Raw genomic sequence first — 18522 nt, 5'->3', positions numbered from 1 at the left:
GGCAGCCCGCTCGGTCGCAGTGCCCGTCCCGCGTACGCCCTGACATCCGCGTCGGAGTCCGTCGTCGCTGTGGCCAGGGCCGCCCGGGCCTACCCGGTCACAGTGCCCGTCCCGCGTACGCCCTGACATCCGCGTCGGAGTCCGTCGTCGCCGTGGCCAGGGCCGCCCGGGCCTCCTCGGTGGCGCGGTGCCGGGTCAGCGCCAGGACGGCGGCCTTGCGGACATCGGCGTTGGTGTCGGCCAAGGCCTTGGCGAGGGCCGGGACCGCCACGTCGGGGTCGGCGACCGACAGGGCCGTCGCGGCTCCGGCCCGCACCTGCCACGCCGACTCGGAGAGGGCGGCCACGGCGTGTGCGGTGAGGGGCGCCGGGCAGCCGGTGGTGCCCAGTGCTCCGTAGGCCGCTGCCCGCACCAGGGCGTCGGGGTCGTCGAGGAGGCCGGTGAGGGCCGCTTCGATCGCGCCGGCGGTGTGATCCGTGCCGCCCGGGACGTCACCCGCCGGCCGCTCGGCACTCACCGTGGCCAGGCCCTTGGCGATCGCGACCCGTACCTCGCGGGAGGGGTCGGTGCCCGCCGCACCGGCCAGCTCGCCGGCGGCGTCGACCGAGACCAGGGCGCGGACGGCCTCGATGCGGACGGCGATGTCGGAGTCGGTGAGGGAGTCCGCGAACAGGGCGGCGTCGCCGAGGCGCAGGGCGCGCAGGACGTCCAGGGCCGCCGCGCGGACCACAGGGTCCGGCTCGCGCAGGGCGGCGGCGAGACCGTCACGCAGATCGGGCTCGGCCGGGAGCGTCTCGACGAGCTCACGCAGTGACGCGGCCGCGGCGGCACGGACCTCGGCGGCGGTGTCGCGCAGGGCGGCGGCGAGCGCGGTGCCCGTCCCGGGCGGCAGTGTCTCGGTGAGCACGGCGACGGCCTCGCGGCGGACAGCGGGCGCGGGATCCGTCAAGTACGGCTGAAGGGAGCCGAGTTCGGGCTCCTCCTCGGCTAGGGCGACGAGTTCGAGCAGGCGGGCGGAGGACTCCTCACCGGACGGCGCGGTGACCGAAGTCTGCGGCGCCGCAGTCGGCTCCGGGGCCGCTGCTCCCACCGGGGCCGCGACCGGCGCCACGTCCCGCGAGCCTGCCATGGCCACATCCTCGGCGTGCACCTCGCCGAGGACCCGAGACGGACCGCCGACGGGGTCGAAACCGTCCACGGGAACGAGATAGGGAGCCACGGGCCGTGCCGTGAACTCCATCGCACCGGAAGGGGACTTGTGCAGATCGAGGTGGTGGAACCAGGACGCGTCGTCACGCTGGGGGTGGTCCAGGCGCTCGTGGTAGAGGCCCCAGCGGGACTCCGTGCGGGCCAGGGAGGAGCGCGCGGCCATCTCCGCGCAGTCGCGGATGAAGGTGACCTCGGCGCAGCGCATCAGCTCGTGCGCGGTGCGGGCGCCCATCTCGGCGATGTCGGTGTGCATCCGCTGAAACGCCTCCAGGGCCAGCGACAGCCGGGCACCGGACTTGGGCGGGGCCACGTAGTCGTTCACGAAGCGGCGCAGCTTGTACTCGACCTGGGGTTGCGGCGGGCCGTCGGGGTTGCGCAGCGGGCGGTAGATCAGCTCGTGGGCCTCCCGGAGCTGGTCCGCGGGCAACTCGCCCGTGTAGGCCTGGTACTGGGAAGCGTCCGCGCCCGCCAGATCGCCGAAGACGAACGCGCCGATCATGTAGTTGTGCGGGACGCAGGCCAGGTCGCCGGCCGCGTACAGCCGCGGGACGGTCGTGCGGGCGTGGTCGTCCACGCGGACGCCGGAGGCGGAGTGGCCGCCGCACAGGCCGATCTCGGAGATGTGCATCTCGATGTCGTGGGTGCGGTAGTCGTGGCCGCGCCCGGAGTGGAAGGTGCCGCGGGTGGGGCGCTCGGTGGAGTGCAGGATCGTCTCCAGGGCCGAGACCGACTCCTCGGGGAGGTGGCTCAGCTTCAGGTAGACGGGGCCCCGGTCGGAGGCGACCTCGGCGGCGAACTCGGACATCATCTGGCCCGACCAGTAGTCGGAGTCGACGAAGCGTTCGCCGTGCCGGTTGACCTGGTAGCCGCCGAAGGGGTTGGCGACGTAGGCGCAGGCCGGGCCGTTGTAGTCCTTGATCAGCGGGTTGATCTGGAAGCACTCGATGCCGGTGAGCTCGGCGCCCGCGTGGTAGGCCATGGCGTAGCCGTCGCCCGCGTTGGTGGGGTTCTCATAGGTGCCGTAGAGGTAGCCGGACGCCGGGAGGCCGAGGCGGCCGCAGGCGCCGGTCGCGAGGATCACCGCGCCAGCGCGGACCTGGACGAACTGCCCGGTGCGGGTGTTGAAGCCGGCCGCGCCCACGGCCTGCCCCCCGGCGGTGAGGACGCGTACCGGCATGACCCGGTTCTCGATGCGGATCCTCTCCCGCATCTCGCGTCGCCGCAGCTGCCGGTACAGGACCTTCTTGACGTCCTTGCCCTCCGGCATCGGCAGTACGTAGGAGCCGGAGCGGTGCACCTGGCGGACGGAGTAGTCGCCGTGCTCGTCCTTCTCGAACTTCACGCCGTAGGACTCCAGCCGCTGCACCATGCCGAAGCCGCGGGTGGCGGTCTGGCGGACGGTGGACTGGTCGACGATGCCGTCGTTGGCGCGGGTGATCTCGGCGACGTAGTCGTCGGGTTCGGCCCGGCCCGGGATGACCGCGTTGTTCACGCCGTCCATGCCCATGGCGAGCGCGCCGGAGTGGCGGACGTGCGCCTTCTCCAGCAGCAGCACGTTCGCGCCGTGCTCTGCGGCGGTCAGGGCGGCCATGGTGCCCGCGGTGCCGCCGCCGATGACGAGGACGTCGCAGGTCAGTTCCTCGGCGTCGGCGAGGGACGGGACGGCCAGGGGGGTGTCCGCAGGGGAGTTCACGGAGGTGGTCACCGGGGTGCCTTTCACGTACCGAGCGAGGTGAGGACGTCGCGCCGCAGGGCCACGCGCGCCGGGTCGTCGTGTGCGCCGCGGTCGCGCGGGCGGGGGATGTCCCGGACGGCGACGAGGCCGCCCGCGCCGAGCAGGGCCACGCGGTCGCCGAGGAACAGGGCCTCGTCCACGTCGTGGGTGACGAAGACGACGGTGGCGCCCGTGCCCTGGAGCACCTCCACCAGCAGGTCCTGCATCCCGGCGCGGGTCTGCGCGTCGAGCGCGCCGAACGGCTCGTCCATCAGGACGGCGCGCGGGCGTCCGGCCAGGGCGCGGGCCAGTTGGACGCGCTGGCGCTGCCCCCCGGAGACCCGGTGCGGCAACTGCCGTGCCTGTGAGCCGAGTCCGACCCGCTCCAGCCAGGCCTGGGCCTGCTTCCGGCGCTCGGCGCGGGGTACGCCGCGGATGGCGAGGGGGAGTTCGACGTTGGCGCGCAGGGTGCGCCAGGGGAGCAGGGCGTCCTCCTGGAAGACCAGGGCCCGGTCGGCCGAGGGGCCGGTCAGCGGGTGCCCGTCCTGGGCGATCTCGCCGGCGAGCGGCGGCAGCAGGCCGGCCAGGGTGCGCAGCAGGGTCGACTTGCCGCAACCTGAGGGGCCGACGACGGTGAGGATCTCGCCGGGGGCGATGTCCAGGTCGACCTTGTCCAAGGCGGTCGCGCCGGGTCGGCCGAGGGAGGCGCCGGTGAGGCCGAGGCGGGTGCCGCGCACCGGGGCGGCGCCGGCGGCGGTCTCGGACGAGGCGTTCCGGGTGGTCTCGGACGAGGCGTGCCGGGCGGTCTCGGACGAGGTGTCCGGGGCAGCCCCGGACGGGGTGTTCGGGACGGTCTCAGACGAGGTGCTCATCGCGTGCCTCCTCGGATCGGGCCCCGCCGGGGACGGCGGTGGGGGCGGCCGGTGCCGGCTTCACGGACCGGGTGGGCCGGGGTGGCCGGGCGCCGGGCACGTACGCGGTGCGGGGCAGCCAGCGGGTGAGGCGGCGGCCCAGGAGTTCCACGGCGGTGGAGGTGAGCCAGCCGAGCACGCCGATGGTGACCATGCCGACGAACACGCCGGGGTAGTCGACGACCGTGTAGTCCTGCCAGGTGCGGTAACCGACGCCGTACTGGCCGGAGATCATCTCGGCGGAGATCACACAGATCCACGAGACGCCGATGCCGACGGACAGACCGCCGAACACGCCGGGAAGGGCGCCCGGCAGGACGACGGAGCCGAGGATCCGCCACCGGCCGCCGCCCATGGTGCGCACGGCCTCCTCCCACACGGGTGTCAGGGCGCGCACCGCGTGCCGGGTGGAGACCAGGACCGGGAAGAAGGCGGCGGTGCAGGTGATGAAGACGATGCCCTGCTCGTTCGAGGGGAACAGCAGGATCGCGACGGGCACCAGGGCGATGGCCGGGATCGGGCGGATCACCTCCAGCACCGGGCCGAGCAGGTCCTCGGCGAGACGCGAGCGCGCCACGAGCACGCCCGTGGCCACACCGAGGACGGCGGCCAGCAGGAAGCCGGTGAGGATCCGGGTGAGGCTGTCGGTGAGGTCCGTCCAGTAGTCCGGCCCGGACACCCGGCCGGCGAAGGCCCGGGCCACGTCGGTGACCGCCGGGAACTGCGAGAAGCGCAGCCACAGGTCGACGTTCAGGCTGGTCAGCGCCTGCCACAGGCCGAGGGCGGCGACCAGCGAGAGGACGCGGAGCACATACCGCCTCACGAGGCCCGCTCCAGAGCGTCGGCGTAGGAGACGATCCGCGCTCCGCCGTGCCCGGCGATGTACGCCTGCGCGGTGTCGGGTGCGACGAAGGGCAGCAGCCTGTCGCCGTCGGCCACCCACACGGCCTTGTCGGCGAACCAGAGGGTGCCGGTGGTGGTGTCGGGGACGTAGGAGGCACGCAGGCCGTCACGGTGGCCGGCGACGTAACGCAGGAGCTCGGAGGGGGAGTCGAAAGTGACGGTCTTGGAGGCGCCCTTGGGCCACGCCTCACTCGCGGCCGCTGCGGGCTTCGTGGCGAGATGCCTGGTGTACGACGTCGTTCCGAGGGCCTTCTTCACGTACTGGTCGTCGACGAAGGAGTCGACGTCCACGTCGCCGGTGAGCTTCGCCGACTTGAGGATCGAGACGTCCTGCTTCAGCGCGGAGACGAGCTGGGGCTTGATGGCCGGGTCGAAGGTGGCGATGCCGTGATCGCCGTTGTAGAGGTAGACGACCTCGGCGGGCAGGCCCGTCGCCTTCGCGACCTTCTCGGCGGCGTCCACCGGCTGCTCGTTCAGATAGTCGGTCGCCTCCGCCTGGGCCTTCAGGAATGCCTCCAGCACGGCCGGGCGCCGCTTCGCGAAGTCCTCGCGGGCGGTGACGCCGTGGAAGGTGGGCAGGTTCATCCGAGCGCCGTCGTAGATCGCCTTCGCCTTGCCCTGGAAGGCGAGCAGGCCCGGCCAGGCGACGAACTGGGACAAGGCGTCCGTGCTGCCCGCCGCGAGGGCGGAGGCGCCGACGGACGGTTGCTGGTTGAGCTTCTCGATGCCGCCGTTCGGATCGATGCCGGCGCGCTGCAGGGCCCGTACGAGGGTGCCGTCGGCGGCCGAGCCGACACTCGTGGAGACCTTCTTGCCCTCCAGGTCCTTCAGGGAGGTCAGCTTGGAGTCCGGCGCGGTGACGATGGTGTTGAGGCCACCACGGAGGTTGTAGCCGGTGACCGAGACCAGGCGGGTGGGGTTGTTCAGCTGCTTGCCGCGGGCCGCGTTGATGAGGAGCGGGAAGTCGCCCATCGAGCCGATGTCGATCTTCCCGGCGGTCATCTGGGCGGTGATGGGGGCGCCGGTGGCGTAGTCCTGCCAGTCGACCTTGTAGTGGATGCCGTCGTTCAGGGCGTTGAGCTGCTTCTCGAAGGAGCCGAGGGAGCGGAGCAGGGTGCCCGCCGTGACGGTGTTGATCGTTCTGGACTGGTAGCCGACGGTGACGGTGACCGTGGAGCCGTTGCCCGCCTCCGCGTCACCGCCGCAGGCGCTGAGCGGGAGCAGGAGGACGACGGCGGACATGGCGACGACTGTGCGTTTCATGATGGTTCGGGCCTCTCACCGGAGCAGATAGGGCATGTTGACCGTGACGGCTCCGGTGGGGCAGCGGGCCGCGCACGGGCCGCAGTACCAGCACTCGTCGACATGCATGTACGCCTTGCCGTTGCGCTCGTCGATGGCGAGGGAGTCCAGCGGGCACATGTCCACACAGAGCGTGCAGCCGTCGATGCACTTCGACTCGTCGATGGTCACGGGCACGTCGGCCCGCTGGGGCGCCAAGGGCATGGCTGTCTCCAGGGATGTGCGCGAGCGGGTTGGCTACCGGTTCCGGTGCAGCAGGCCGCTCATGGTGATGCGGTCGCCGCGGAAACGGATGAACTCCAGGTCGACCGGGCGGCCGTCCGCGAGGTGGGTGAGGCGTTCCAGCATGAGGACGGCGGTGCCGCGCGGGGCCTCGAGCACGGCGGCCGAGTGGGTGTCCGCGCTGACCGCTTCCAGGGTGATCTCGGCGTGGCCGAGGCGCTGGCCGGTGACGGCTTCCAGGAGGCGGAAGACGTCGGTGTTCTCCAGGTCGGCGCCGAGCAGGCCGGTGCCGATGTCGAGGGGGATGTAGGTGAGGTCGAGGGACAGGGGCAGTCCGCCGAGCCTGCGCAGGCGTTCGATGTAGAGGACGTCGGTGCCGGGCGCGAGCCCGAGGCGGTCGGCGACCGGCGCGGGTGCCGGGGAGGGGCCCATGGTGCGGACCTCGTTGGTGACCCGGCCGTGCTCGCGAAGGGTCTCCGCGAGGCCCATCAGGCGGTCGAGGCCGTGGGGGTACTTGTGGGCCACGACCACGGTGCCGACACCGGGCTGACGCTCCACGAGGCCCTCGGCCCGCAGCAGGTCGAGTGCCTCGCGGACCGTGTTGCGGCTCGCGCCGTACTCGGTGGCGAGGGTCGACTCGTGCGGGAGGACCCCATCGGGGAAGGCGCCGGTGAGCAGCAGTCGCCGGAGCAGGTCCGCCAACTGCCGTGCCCGGTCGGCGCGCAGCCGTCGCCGCGCGCGGTGGGCGGCGACGGTGGTCGCGGCTCCCTGTCCGGCGTGGTCTCGGATGCGGTCACTGGGCATGGGTCGGACCATACCTATCCGATAGGAAAAGTGGTGTTGCAGGAATGTTGCGCCACCGGGGATGTGACGCGTCCGACGAGTGAGCTGGCCGTTTGGCCGTCCTCTGACCGGATCCGCCACCGACCGCCCGGACGGTGTCGCGCCGACAGTCGGCCGTCTTTCAGCCTGTGCCGCGCCGACAGTCGGCCGTCTTTCAGCCGGTGTCGCTCCGACAGTCGGCCGTCTTTCAGCCGGTGTCGCTCCGACAGTCGGCCGCCTCTCCGCCGGTGTCGCTCCGACAGCCCGCCGTCTCTCGGCAGGTGCGGCTACGACAGCGCCGTCAGGCCCGGCGCGAACGCGATCAGCAGAGGCAGCAGCGGCACGAGCGCGGCTGTCGTGGTGGTCAGGGCCCGGTGCCGGCGGCCCAGCCGGGGCGGCGGTTGCAGGAGCCGGTCGACCCGCTCGCCCAGCAGGCGGTGGCTGGAGGCGCAGGACAGGACTCCGCGGTGCTGGTTGAGCTCGATCAGGGCCAGGGCCGTGGTCAGGTGGCCGCAGCGGCGGGAGGCCGTGTCGTCGGCGGCCAGTTCGACCAGGCGGTGGGTCTGGTCGCAGAAATGGGCGAACAGCGGGATGCGGGGGAAGCCGGTGGCCAGCGCGGTGGACAGGTGCAGCAGCCAGTCGTGGCGGGCCCGGGCGTGGCCCCGCTCGTGGGTGAGGACGGCGTCGAGCTGGTGGCCGGTCAGACGGTGCAGGGCGCCCGTGGTGACGATCAGCTGGGGCGGGTGGCCGGGCATCCACCAGGCGTCCGGGTACTCGTCCTCCAGGACCAGCAGCGGACCCCGGGCCGCGGGCAGGCCGGCCGGCAGGTCGGGGGCGCGCTCCCGCAGATGGGCCCGGGCCCTGGCCCGTCGCCGACGCGCCTCGACGAGTTCCCGCGCGAGCATCGCGGTGGTCCAGGCGGCGCCGCAGGCCAGCAGCAGGGTGAGCGCGGCGGCCCACGGCGGGGCGGCGGACAGGTCGTACGCCGCGGTCACCGCGGGTGGCGCCGGGGCGAAGAGCTGCGCGCGGACCGTGCCGAATACGGCGGCGGCGCCCAGGGAGAGCGCCGTCACGCACGCCAGCAGGACGGTGGCGACCAGGCACTGCCAGACCCACAGCGCGACCACCGGTTCCCGCTCGGGCCAGGACGCCCGGGTCAGCGCACGGGGAACGGGGACGGCGGCCGTCACGGCGACGACGCTCAGCAGGAGCAGGCAGACGGTCATGACCACGGGCTCCGGTTCCTCGTCACAAGAGGGGCGGCTACGGGGCGTGCGGGGGAGGGCGGTCGCCTGTCGCACCGGTGGCCACGACGAGCGCACCGGTGGCCCCGACGAGCGCACCGGTGGCCACGACGAGCGTGGCGGACGTGCGGGCACACCGCCCCGCGCCCAGTATGACGGGCCGGGCGGTGTGCGTCAGGGGTCGAACGACATCCGAACAGGACGAGCGCCGGCGGACGGAACCGGAGAGGGCGCCGGCCGGCTGCCCCCGGCCGGTTCCGAGGACTGGGACCGTCGTCGGCTGGGACGTGGCCTCACACGGACTCAGCCCTGGACCACCCGCCCCGTCACCTCGCCGAGCCCCACCCGCACACCGTCGGGCCCCGGGGCCCAGGCCGTCAGGGTCACCTCGTCCCCGTCCTCCAGGAACGTGCGCTTGCCGTCGGGGAGTTCGAGCGGATCGCGGCCGTTCCAGGTCAGCTCCAGCAGGGAGCCGCGTTCCCGTTCCGCCGGGCCGCTGACCGTGCCGGAGCCGTAGAGGTCGCCGGTGCGCAGGGAGGCGCCGTTGACGGTCATGTGGGCCAGCTGCTGGGCGGCCGTCCAGTACATCGTGGAGAAGGGCGGCTCGGAGACCACGTGACCGTTGACGGCGACACTGATCCGCAGGTCGTAGCCGCCCGGTTCCTCGTCGCCGTCGTCCAGGTACGGCAGCAGCTCGTGCGTCCGGGCCGGAGGCGCCACGAGGGCCTCCTCCAGGGCGTCCAGCGGGGTGATCCACGCCGACACCGAGGTGGCGAAGGACTTGCCGAGGAACGGGCCGAGGGGCACGTACTCCCAGGCCTGGATGTCGCGCGCGGACCAGTCGTTGAGGAGGCACAGCCCGAACACGTGCTCGCGGAAGTCGCCGAGGGCCACCGGCGCGCCCATCCGGGAGGGCACGCCGACGACGAAGCCGACCTCGGCCTCGATGTCCAGGCGGACGGAAGGGCCGAAGACGGGAGCGGCATCCGTGGGGGCCTTGCGCTGGCCGGAGGGCCGTGTGACCTCCGTGCCGGAGACGACGACAGTGCCGGAGCGGCCGTGGTAGCCGATCGGCAGGTGCTTCCAGTTGGGGGTGAGGGAGTCCTCGGCGTCGGGCCGGAACATCTGCCCGACGTTCCGGGCGTGGTTCTCGGAGGCGTAGAAGTCGACGTAGTCCGCGACCTCGAACGGCAGGTGCAGGGTCACCGACGACAGGGGGTGGAACAGGGGTGCGACGGTCTCGCGGTGGGACGGCACGGTCACCCAGGCGGTCAGCGCCCGCCGGACGTCCGACCAGGCCGTGCGCCCCGCGGCCAGCAGCGGGTTGAGGGTCGGCCGCGCGAGCAGGGAGGCGTACGGCGAGCCGAGCGCGTGGGCCGCCGCGCCCGCGTCCAGCACATGGTCGCCCAGCCGGACGCCCACCGTCCGGTGGGACGAGCCGGGGAGGGAGAACACGCCGTACGGCAGGTTGTGCGGGCCGAAGGGGTCGCCCTCGGGGACATCGAAGGGGGGCATCGGGTGCTGCCTCGCTTTCGGGTGTGCCATGTCGTCGCCACGTGTTCGTGGTCGTGCCACACGTTACGGGTGACACACCGGTCCTGGGCAGAGTCCGAGGAGGCGCGAAGAGGCGAACGGGGCAGGTAGGCCCGGGTGGGACCGGACGGGGTGACTCCGGCGCGCCGGACGGGACGCCGCATTCGTACGTGCCGGAAGTTATCCACAGGACGCGACGCAATCTTGACGGAGCGGTGCGAACGGGGCGACTCTGGGCGGGTGCCGGAAGGCCTCGGGGAGGGGGCTTTCCCACGGCACATCTGGGGGGCGGATGGCCATAGGGGAGGCCGGTCCGGGTTCGGTGCGGCGTGGTGCACAGCCGAAGCGGCTGGAAGAGACCATGCGCGTCCGGCTCGGCCGGGAATGTGTGTATGTACCGTCGTGCCGTTTCGGGTTGTACGTGGCGCTGCGCCACTGGTGCCCGCCCGGCGGACGGGTGCTGATGTCGCCGGTCAACGACGACGTGATCTTCTTCATCGTGCTCGCGGCCGGACTGAGGCCGGTGCAGGCGCCGTTGAACCCGCTCGACGCGTCCATCGACATCGATGCCGTGCCGGGCGAGGTGTGGGGCTCGGTGTCGGCCGTGCTCACGACGAACCTGTACGGGAACCCGGACCCGGCGCCGCGCCTCAGGCAGAAGTGCGACGCGCTGGGGATCCCGCTCTTCGAGGACGGGGCGCACGCGATCGGCAGCCGGGTGGGGGACCGGCCGGTCGGGGCGTGGGGTGAGGCCTCCGTGTTCAGCCTGTCCAAGCACGTCGGGGCGAAGGCCGGAGGCATGCTCTCGCTCGCCGATCCGGGGTTACGGGAGGCGGTGGAGAAGACCTGCGAGCAACTGCTCGCGCCGCGCCGGGCGAGCGCCGAACTCGCCTATCTGGTCCGGCCGTACGCGGAGGCGGCGGTGCGCGGGCTGCGGCTGCGGCGCGCCGCCCGGTCCGCGATCCGGCTGCTGGGGCTGGCGGACCGCGAGGAGATCCGGATGCCGCTGCGCCCGGACGAACTCGCCCTCGCCGCCCGCGAGACGCCCGGGCTCGACGCCCACCACCCGTGGGTGCGCGTCGACATGCACGACTACCGCCTTCGGTCCGGCCGGCTGCGGCAGCGCCGCATCGGGCACCGGCTCGACCGGCTGGACGACGTGCTGGACGCCTGCCGGGCGGGCACGGAACTGCTGATGTCCACCCCCTGGGCCAAGCCGCGCGACGGCCACGGGACGCAGCCGCTGTTCCGCGTCCCGCTGTTCGTGGCCGACCGGGACGCGGCGATGGCGGCGCTGGCGCGGCAGGGCATCGTCGTCGGCTACCTCTACGACCCGCCCCTGGACGACTACGCCGGTGCGGAGTTCACCGACCCCTCACCGGCCCCCGAGGCGGCCCGCTGGTTCGCGCGGCACGCGCTGCCCGTGGACCCGCTGCGGGCGAGGACGGTCGTCGAGGTGCTGGAGCGCTCCGGGGCGCGACCCGTCCGGGCGCCGGGAGAACTGCCCGGGAACGAGCCGACACCGGGAGGGCTGGGACAGTCCCGTGGCTGAGATCCAGGTGCACGAGCCCGCCGCCGCGCGCACCGACGGCGGCGGGCCGAAGCCTGCCGAAAGCGACCACACCCACGACTCGTTGTTCAAGAACGCCTATTTCCTCATGCTCAGCACCGGCGTCTCGGCCGTACTGGGCCTGGGATTCTGGCTGGTGGCCGCCCGCTACTACACGGAGGAGGCCGTCGGCCAGGGGTCGGCCGCGATCGCCGCGATGCGGCTGCTCGCCAGCATCACGGCGACGACGATGATCGGCGCCGTCGTCCGCTTCGTCCCGCGCGCGGGACGGGAGACCGGGCGGCTGGTGTGGGGCACGTACGTGGCCAGTTCGCTGATCGTGGCGCTCGCCGCCGCCGTCTTCCTGCTCACGCTCGACGCGTGGGGGGCGTCCTACGCGCCCCTGGGCACGCCCGTGGCGGGTGCCGTGTTCGTCGCCGCCTGTGTGGCCTGGGCGTTGCTCACCCTTCAGGACGGGGTGCTCACCGGGCTGCGCAAGGCCGAGTGGGTGCCCGCCGGGAACGCGGTCTTCTCGGTCGGGAAGCTGGCACTCCTGGCCGTCTTCGCCGGCACGCTGCCCGTCCTCGGCATCTTCGTCTCCTGGGCGGTGGCGATCGCCTTCTCCACCCTGCCGCTGGGCTGGCTGATCTTCCGCCGGCTCATCCCGCGCCAGGCGGCGGCCGAGCGCGACAAGGAACCCCCGAAGATCCGGGACATGGGCCGCTTCCTGGCCGGGGACTCGCTGGGCGCCCTGTTCAGCCTGGCGATGATCAACCTGCTGCCGGTGATGGTCGCGGTCCGCTTCAGCGCCGCCGAGAACGGCTACTTCTACGTGGCCTACACCGTCGGCGGAACGATGGAGTTCATGGCCATCAACATGGCCTCGTCCCTCACCGCGCACGCCTCGCACGACCCGCGCCAGCTCGCCGACGGCGTCCGGGGCGCACTGCGGCGCATGACGCTGCTGCTGGTCCCGGTCGTGGCCGTGCTGGTCGTCTTCGCCCCGCAGATCCTCACGCCCTTCAGCCCGGACTACGCCGAGCACGGCTCGACCGTGCTGCGGCTGCTCGCCCTCGGTGCCCTGCCACGGGTCGTGGTGGAGCTGTACATCGGCGTACTGCGCGTACAGGGGCGCACAGGTGTGCTGGCCGCGCTCCAAGGGGCCATGTGCGCCCTGGTGCTGGGCAGTGCGGCCGTGCTGTTCACCCCGTCCGGGATCGCGGGCGCCGGCTGGGCGGTGCTGCTGAGCATGACGCTGATCGCCGTCGTCTCCATGGCCGGACTGCGCGCGGCCCTGCGCCACGACGACAGCGCCCCGGCCGTCCGTCCACCGGCCGGCCCCGCCTACGGCACCCACTGGGCGAAACTCAACGCCACCGCCGGATACGGCACGACCTGGGCCCGCCGGGCCGCCTGCCAGTCCAAGGACGGCGACCAGGACACGGTCACGCTGTTCATCGGGCGCCCCGGGTACGAGCGCGAGGCGCTGCAGGCGGACACACTGGCGCTCATCGTGCGGCCGGACGGACCGACCAGGGAACCACCGCCCCGCGAGGCATCGGAACGGCCCCGCGAGGCATCGGTACCGCCCCGTGAGGCATCGGTACCGCCCCGTGAGGCATCGGTACCGCCCCGTGAGGCATCGGTACCGCCCCGTGAGGCATCGGAACCGGACCACGAAGCATTCGAACCGGACCACGAGGCATCGGAACCGGATCAGGAGCTGCCGCGGGAGCGGCGGCTGCGCGGCGCCCTGTGGAGCCTGCTCGGTGTGGCCGTCGTGTTCTTCTGGGCCCCGCTGCGGGACCTGCCGTGGCTCGACCGGGCATCCGAAGCGGCTCTGAGCGGGCGTCAGCTGCTGGAGGGCCTGCCCCTGCCGTCGCTCACCGCGGGCGGCATGCTGCTCGTGGTGTTCGTCGCCGCGGTCACGCTGAGCACCCGGCGCGACCCGTGGTTGCCCGGCGTGGCCCTGGGCGCCGTCGTGTGCGCCCTGTACGCCGCACCGGTCGCCCTCGGACGGGAACCGCGGCCGGTGCACGGGGCGTTGTACGAGAAGACGGCCGGCTTCCTGGCGGACGCGGTGGGGCTCGACGGGCCCGAGCCGCTGCTGCGCTGGGCACCGCCGGTCTGCCAGCTGCTGTGTCTCGTACCGCTGGGGCTGCTGCTCGCGAGTGCGGGCGGCCGGCTGACGTGGCCGGGGCGCTGGGGGGTTGTGTATCTCGTCGCGGTCGGCGGCTGGGTGTGGCGCGACGCGCTCGCACCCCTCGCGCCGCCCCTGCTCGCCGCCCTCACGCTGCTCCTGCTGCTCCACCGCGCCGCGTCGGCGCGGGCGCGCTCCCGCACCACGGCCTCGACCGGCCCCATAGCCAACCGAACGGCCGACGGACCACCGACCGGCCGGCCCCGCGATTGATCACACCGAAGCCGAGACCGACCCGAGCTCAGGCCCGAACAGGCCCGAAGAGAGCCGAAGAGGGCCGAAGAGGGCCGAAGAGAGCCGAAGAGAGCAACAACCAGGGGGGAACCACCGTGCGTCCGCCAGTCACACCGAGGGAGAGATCCACGCCGGAACCCACACCCGCACGGGACGGCGCGAACACCCCCGCCGGCGGCCCCGAGACGGCCAGCCAGTCCTCCAGCCCCTCCTCCTCGGAGTCGTCGAGCCCCGCCCATGAGCCCGTGACGGATCTGTCCGACCTGCCCCCCGCCTGGTCCGGTCGCCGCCCGCACGCCCGGCCCGCTGTCCCGCTGCTCGTCGCGCTCGCGCTCTGGGCGTACGCCGTGCGGCACACCGACGTCTCGCGGCTCGACGACTACGGGCTGGTCAGCGCACTGCACCCGACGTTCTGGGCAGGGCTCGCGGTGCTCACCACCGGCTTCTGGTTCACGGTCCGCGACGCGCGCCGCCCGGGAGCCTGGTCGGCGGCGTACGTGCTGGGCCTGCTGGTGATGGAGCGGGCCACGCAGGCCGTGCTCTACCCGACCCCGCTGTATGCCTGGGCGTGGAAGCACGAGGCGGTCATCGACCATCTGCTGACGGCCGGCGGACTGCAGACGGCCGATCAGGTCGGCGACATGGCGGTGTACGACCAGTGGCCGGGCTTCTTCGCCGCCCAGGCCGCCCTGCAGCGGCTGCTGGGCGTGGACTCGACGGCGATGTTCATGGCCTGGTGGCCCCTGGTCTCCAGCCTGATGCTGCTGCTCCCGCTGCTGCTGATCTACCGCACCTTCACCGAGGACCGGCGGCTGATCTGGACCGCGGTCTGGCTCTTCTACGTCGCCAACTGGGTCGGGCAGGACTACTTCTCCCCCCAGTCCGTGGCGTACGCGCTGCACGTGGGTGTGCTCGCGATCGTCCTGCGGCGTTTCGGCCGGTCCGCCGTGCGGCGCGGACAGCCGCGGCAGGCGGTGTGGACGGTGGTGATCACCGTCATGATCGTGGCGATCGTCATCTCCCACCAGCTCACCCCGGGCATGCTGGTCGTCTGCCTGCTCGCCCTGTGCCTGAGCCGCCGCTACCGCGACTGGGTCCCGGCCGTCACGACCGTCGTGATCTTCCTGGCCTGGTGCCTCACGGCCGCGCTGCCCTTCCTGTCCGCGGCGATGCCGGACATGATCCGCTCCATCGGCGACGTCGGCGCCAACGTCGAGACGGGCTACGGCGCCACTCCGACCGGCACCGGAGCGATCGCGACGTCCTGGGCGGCCCGGCTGCTGTCCGGTTCCGTCCTGCTGCTCGCGGGTGTCGGCGTGTGGCGCCAGCGGGTGCTGCGCCACCGCGCCCGGCCCCTGCTGCTGGTCGCGGCGGCCCCGCTGCCGATGTTCGCGGCCAGCAGCTACGGCAGCGAGATGATCTTCCGGGTGCTGCTGTTCATGCTGCCCGGCGCCGCCTTCTTCGCCGCGGCGGCGCTGCTGCCCAAGGTCCGCACCCTGGCCGCCGACGCCGCCGCGCAGGAGGCCGGCAACCTGCAGGCCACCGGCTCCGCCCGGGCCCGCCGGTGGGGGGCCGGCACCTGGGTGCCGCTGGCCGCGCTGCTCGGCACCACCCTGGCGTTCGTGCCCGCCTACTCCGGCAAGGACCGGATCAACTACTTCCCGCCCCAGGAAGTGGCCCTCGTACGGCAGCTCTTCGACCAGGCGCCCGACGGCTCGCTGGTCGTGGCCGCCAACCGCAACTACCCGGACGCGTACGCCGACTACGGGAGCGTCGACCACTACTGGTTCCTCGACGACGGCCGCAGTCACGTCGATCAGATCGTCAGGAAACCCGCCGTAACGCTCGCGCGCGACATGGCCGGAGTGGAACGGCCGGCCCGGGCCTACTTCCTGCTCACCCAAGGGCAGCTGGCCAACTCCGAGATGAACGGGCAGCTCGACCGGGCGCAGCTGGAGCGCATCCAGAAGTCCGTCGCCGCGTCACCGAGGTTCCGGCTCGTGGCGGAGAACAGCGCCGGATGGCTCTACGTACTGGAGCAGTCAGGGGGAGCGGAGCGATGACACCGCAGGAACTCGTGGTCCGAATGCTGCCCCCGTTCGGCGGCTGGCTGGCGCTGGCCGCGCTCGCCCTGCCCGGCGGATCGCCGCTGCGGGGCGCCGCGGTCGTGCTGTTCCTGGCGGCGGGGCCGGGCGCGGCCGTGGTCAGAGTCTGCGCCCCCGCCCTGGGGGCGCGGCCCGCCGAAGGGCCCGTGGAGCGCCGGGACCCGGAATTCGCCCGCCACTCCGATCTGCTGGAGCGGCTGATGCTGACGCTGTTCCTGAGCATCGGCGCCGTGATGCTCGTCGCGACCGTGCTGATCGCCACGCACACCTTCAGCGCGCAGCGGGTGCTGCTGACGCTGACGCTGCTGACCACACTCACCGCGTTCTGTCCGCCGCTGCGCGCATCCCCGCAGCCGAGGACGACACCGAGGACACCGAAGGGTTCCGCTCAGTGAGGTTCAACCGCCCCCACCGTCCCTTTCGCCGCACGCCGCACGTCACCGGCGGCCAGCACCGCAGGAAGCCGCACGAGGACGATCCGCGCCAAGAGCACGCGGCCGCCGGCCCGCTGGCATCGAGTCGCCGCCGACTGCTGATCACGTCCGCCACGGTCGTCAGCGCGGTCCTGGTCGCCGTACTCGCCCTGCGGGACGCCTCCGGACCGCAGGAGCAGGGAGCGGCCGGGTCCCGGGCGGACTGCCGCCCGACGGCCCTTCTGGAACCGCCCTGCGGCGCCTGGTTCGGGGCCTTCGTGCCGCACGAGCGCAGCGACCTGCCGGAGAAGGTGCGCGCCTACGAGAAGCGGGTGGGCCGCGAGCTGGACATCGTGTACACGTACCACGACATGTCCCTGCCCTCGGGCACGCGGCGGGAGGGACAGCTGCTCACGCCGGAGGAGCGGCGCGTGGGCGAGGACCACCTGCTGCTGCTCTCCTGGGAGAGCAAGCGGTGGGGCGGCACGAAGCGGCAGCAGCCGACCTGGGAGCAGATCGCGGCCGGCGAGCTGGACGACCGGGTCATCGACGTCCAGGCCCGGCGCATCAAGGACTACGGCAAGAAGGTGTTTCTCTCCTTCGACCTGGAGATGGACACCCGCACCCCGGCGAGCGGCACTCCCGCCGACTACGTGAAGGCCTACCGGCACATCCACGACCGGTTCCGCGCCCTGGGCGTGGACAACGTGGTGTGGACGTGGATCACCACCGGATACCTCGACCACGCCGACGAGATCAAGAGGATGTACCCGGGCGACGACTACGTCGACTGGATCGGCTACAACCAGTACAACTACTACCGCTGTCACGACGCGGGCTGGCTGACGTTCGCGCAGACCCAGAAGGCCACGCACGACTGGATCCGCGCGAACATCTCCGACGACAAGCCGCTGATGCTCTCCGAGTTCGGCACCGCTGCGGACGGGAACCGCCCGCAGCGGCAGGCCGAGTGGTACGCGCAGGTGCCCGGGGTGCTGAAGGGCCTGGACGGCGTCAGGGCCGCCCTCCAGTGGAACTACCGCGACCCCGGACCGCACTGCAACCTGGCGGTGGCCAACGACGCGGCCTGGGACAGCCTGCGCAAGGCCGTCTCCGACCCGTACCTGAACCAGCCGCTGCGCTGAGGTTTGTCGTCCGGATCATGTCGGCGGCTTGGGGCTTGGGGCTTGGGGCTTGGGGCTTGGGGCTTGGGGCGTGGGGCGCGCCTCCGCCGCGTTGTCGCCGGTTGTCGACTCCGGCCCTGGCGCGGGGTCAGCCCGCGAACTCGGGCCCGTGCAGCACCGCGCGGGCCCGCCGGTACCACCGCCACGCGATCGTCTTCGGCCCGTCCCGGTACGGGGCGACCCGCGCGCCCGCCCCGGCCAGCCAGCCTTCGACATCGGCGACCGTATGGGTGCGCCGGACGATGAGCCGGGCGATGCGGTACCGCTCGTCGCGGTCGGAGCTGAGCGCGTGCCGCACGGCCGTCGCCGTCTCGTAGCCGGCCCTGGCCGACATGGCCCGTACCCGGGGGCTGTTGTAGCCGTGCGGGTAGGCGAGATGCCGGATCTCGTGCCCGAGGGCGTCCTCCAGCACGGCCTTGGAGGCGCGCAGCTCGTAGGCCAGGGCCTTGGCGGACAGGGTGTCGAGCTGCGCGTGCGTCACCGTGTGGCTGCCGATCTCCATGCCGGAACGTTCCAGCTCCGCAGCGCCGGCCAGGCTCATCATCGGGGCGGGCGGCAGCAGACTGCGGCCGCCCGGGGCGATGGCGCCGGTGGTCAGATAGGCGGTGGCGGGCAGCGCGCGTTCGGTCAGCGCCTCGGCGGTGGGTCCGGGCAGATCGGCGAAACCGTCGTCGAAGGTGAGCAGCACGGGGCGGGGCGGCAGCGGCGCCCGCCCGGCCAGGTGATCGGCGACCGCGCTGATCGTGACGGGCGTACGCCCGCTGCGGACGACGGCGTCGAGATGCGCGGCGAACTGCTTCGGCGTGACCGTGAACTCGGCGATCCAGTCCGGCGGATCGTCCATCACAGAGTGGTACAGGAAGACGGGGATGGCGGGAGTGCCTTCCGCAGGCGGCGGGCCTATGGGCCCCTCACCCTCCCGCGCACCCCGCGCCGCCCGGCTTCTGTCGTCCGTCGTCATCTCGCCCCGGGCCGCC

The 18522-nt window shown here is 72.8% G+C and carries 14 protein-coding genes; 5 read left to right on the top strand and 9 right to left on the bottom strand.

Going from position 1 to position 18522, the window contains the following annotated elements; all coding sequences use genetic code 11:
* Positions 1-97 precede the first annotated feature (97 nt).
* The 8 genes from ACZ7EG_RS09260 to fahA form a co-directional block, all read right to left on the bottom strand.
* Entirely contained in the window at positions 98-2914 is a 2817-nt protein-coding gene (locus ACZ7EG_RS09260; RefSeq protein ID WP_471074424.1) for a fumarate reductase/succinate dehydrogenase flavoprotein subunit, read from the bottom strand.
* 11 nt (positions 2915-2925) lie between these two features.
* A complete protein-coding gene (locus ACZ7EG_RS09255) occupies positions 2926-3795 on the bottom strand; it encodes an ABC transporter ATP-binding protein (RefSeq protein WP_471074421.1) in 870 nt (289 codons plus the stop codon).
* A complete protein-coding gene (locus tag ACZ7EG_RS09250) occupies positions 3779-4657 on the bottom strand; it encodes an ABC transporter permease (protein WP_471074418.1) in 879 nt (292 codons plus the stop codon). Before ACZ7EG_RS09250 ends, ACZ7EG_RS09255 begins: the two co-directional genes overlap by 17 nt.
* On the bottom strand, positions 4654-6000 hold the full coding sequence (locus ACZ7EG_RS09245) for an ABC transporter substrate-binding protein (RefSeq protein ID WP_471074415.1): 1347 nt from the start codon (positions 5998-6000) through the stop codon (positions 4654-4656). The genes ACZ7EG_RS09250 and ACZ7EG_RS09245 overlap by 4 nt, the downstream gene beginning before the upstream one ends.
* A gap of 15 nt (positions 6001-6015) precedes the next feature.
* Positions 6016-6243 carry a 4Fe-4S dicluster domain-containing protein gene (locus ACZ7EG_RS09240; RefSeq protein ID WP_003992261.1) on the bottom strand — a complete coding sequence of 76 codons (228 nt, stop codon included), beginning with the start codon at positions 6241-6243 and terminating at the stop codon, positions 6016-6018.
* Between the two features lie 33 nt (positions 6244-6276).
* Positions 6277-7065: a GntR family transcriptional regulator gene (locus tag ACZ7EG_RS09235; protein ID WP_471074412.1), complete on the bottom strand. Its 789-nt coding sequence runs from the start codon at positions 7063-7065 to the stop codon at positions 6277-6279.
* Between the two features lie 305 nt (positions 7066-7370).
* Positions 7371-8309 (bottom strand): M56 family metallopeptidase, encoded by a 939-nt coding sequence (locus tag ACZ7EG_RS09230; RefSeq protein ID WP_471074409.1) that lies wholly within the window; start codon positions 8307-8309, stop codon positions 7371-7373.
* Positions 8310-8630: 321 nt separating this feature from the next.
* Complete coding sequence (fahA, locus tag ACZ7EG_RS09225; RefSeq protein ID WP_471074406.1) at positions 8631-9842, bottom strand: fumarylacetoacetase; 1212 nt, start codon at positions 9840-9842, stop codon at positions 8631-8633.
* Between the two features lie 310 nt (positions 9843-10152).
* Between fahA and ACZ7EG_RS09220 the strand changes: the two genes are divergently transcribed.
* The 5 genes from ACZ7EG_RS09220 (at position 10153) to ACZ7EG_RS09200 (ending at position 17506) form a co-directional block, all read left to right on the top strand.
* Positions 10153-11412, top strand: a complete 1260-nt coding sequence (locus ACZ7EG_RS09220; protein WP_471074403.1) for a DegT/DnrJ/EryC1/StrS family aminotransferase — start codon at positions 10153-10155, stop codon at positions 11410-11412.
* On the top strand, positions 11405-13822 hold the full coding sequence (locus ACZ7EG_RS09215; protein WP_471074400.1) for a lipopolysaccharide biosynthesis protein: 2418 nt from the start codon (positions 11405-11407) through the stop codon (positions 13820-13822). The genes ACZ7EG_RS09220 and ACZ7EG_RS09215 overlap by 8 nt, the downstream gene beginning before the upstream one ends.
* Positions 13823-14088: 266 nt before the next feature.
* Complete coding sequence (locus ACZ7EG_RS09210; protein WP_471074397.1) at positions 14089-15906, top strand: glycosyltransferase; 1818 nt, start codon at positions 14089-14091, stop codon at positions 15904-15906.
* Positions 15903-16343, top strand: a complete 441-nt coding sequence (locus ACZ7EG_RS09205) for a hypothetical protein (protein ID WP_471074394.1) — start codon at positions 15903-15905, stop codon at positions 16341-16343. The genes ACZ7EG_RS09210 and ACZ7EG_RS09205 overlap by 4 nt, the downstream gene beginning before the upstream one ends.
* Positions 16340-17506: a glycoside hydrolase family 26 protein gene (locus tag ACZ7EG_RS09200; RefSeq protein ID WP_471074391.1), complete on the top strand. Its 1167-nt coding sequence runs from the start codon at positions 16340-16342 to the stop codon at positions 17504-17506. Before ACZ7EG_RS09205 ends, ACZ7EG_RS09200 begins: the two co-directional genes overlap by 4 nt.
* Positions 17507-17633: 127 nt before the next feature.
* On the opposite strand, the gene ACZ7EG_RS09195 is transcribed toward ACZ7EG_RS09200, so the two are convergent.
* Entirely contained in the window at positions 17634-18389 is a 756-nt protein-coding gene (locus ACZ7EG_RS09195) for a polysaccharide deacetylase family protein (protein ID WP_471074897.1), read from the bottom strand.
* Positions 18390-18522: the final 133 nt, after the last annotated feature.

Source organism: Streptomyces sp. NPDC037100, from assembly GCF_055606225.1.
The sequence above is the reverse complement of the archived record's forward strand: the minus strand, read 5'-3'. Positions and strand labels throughout refer to the sequence as shown.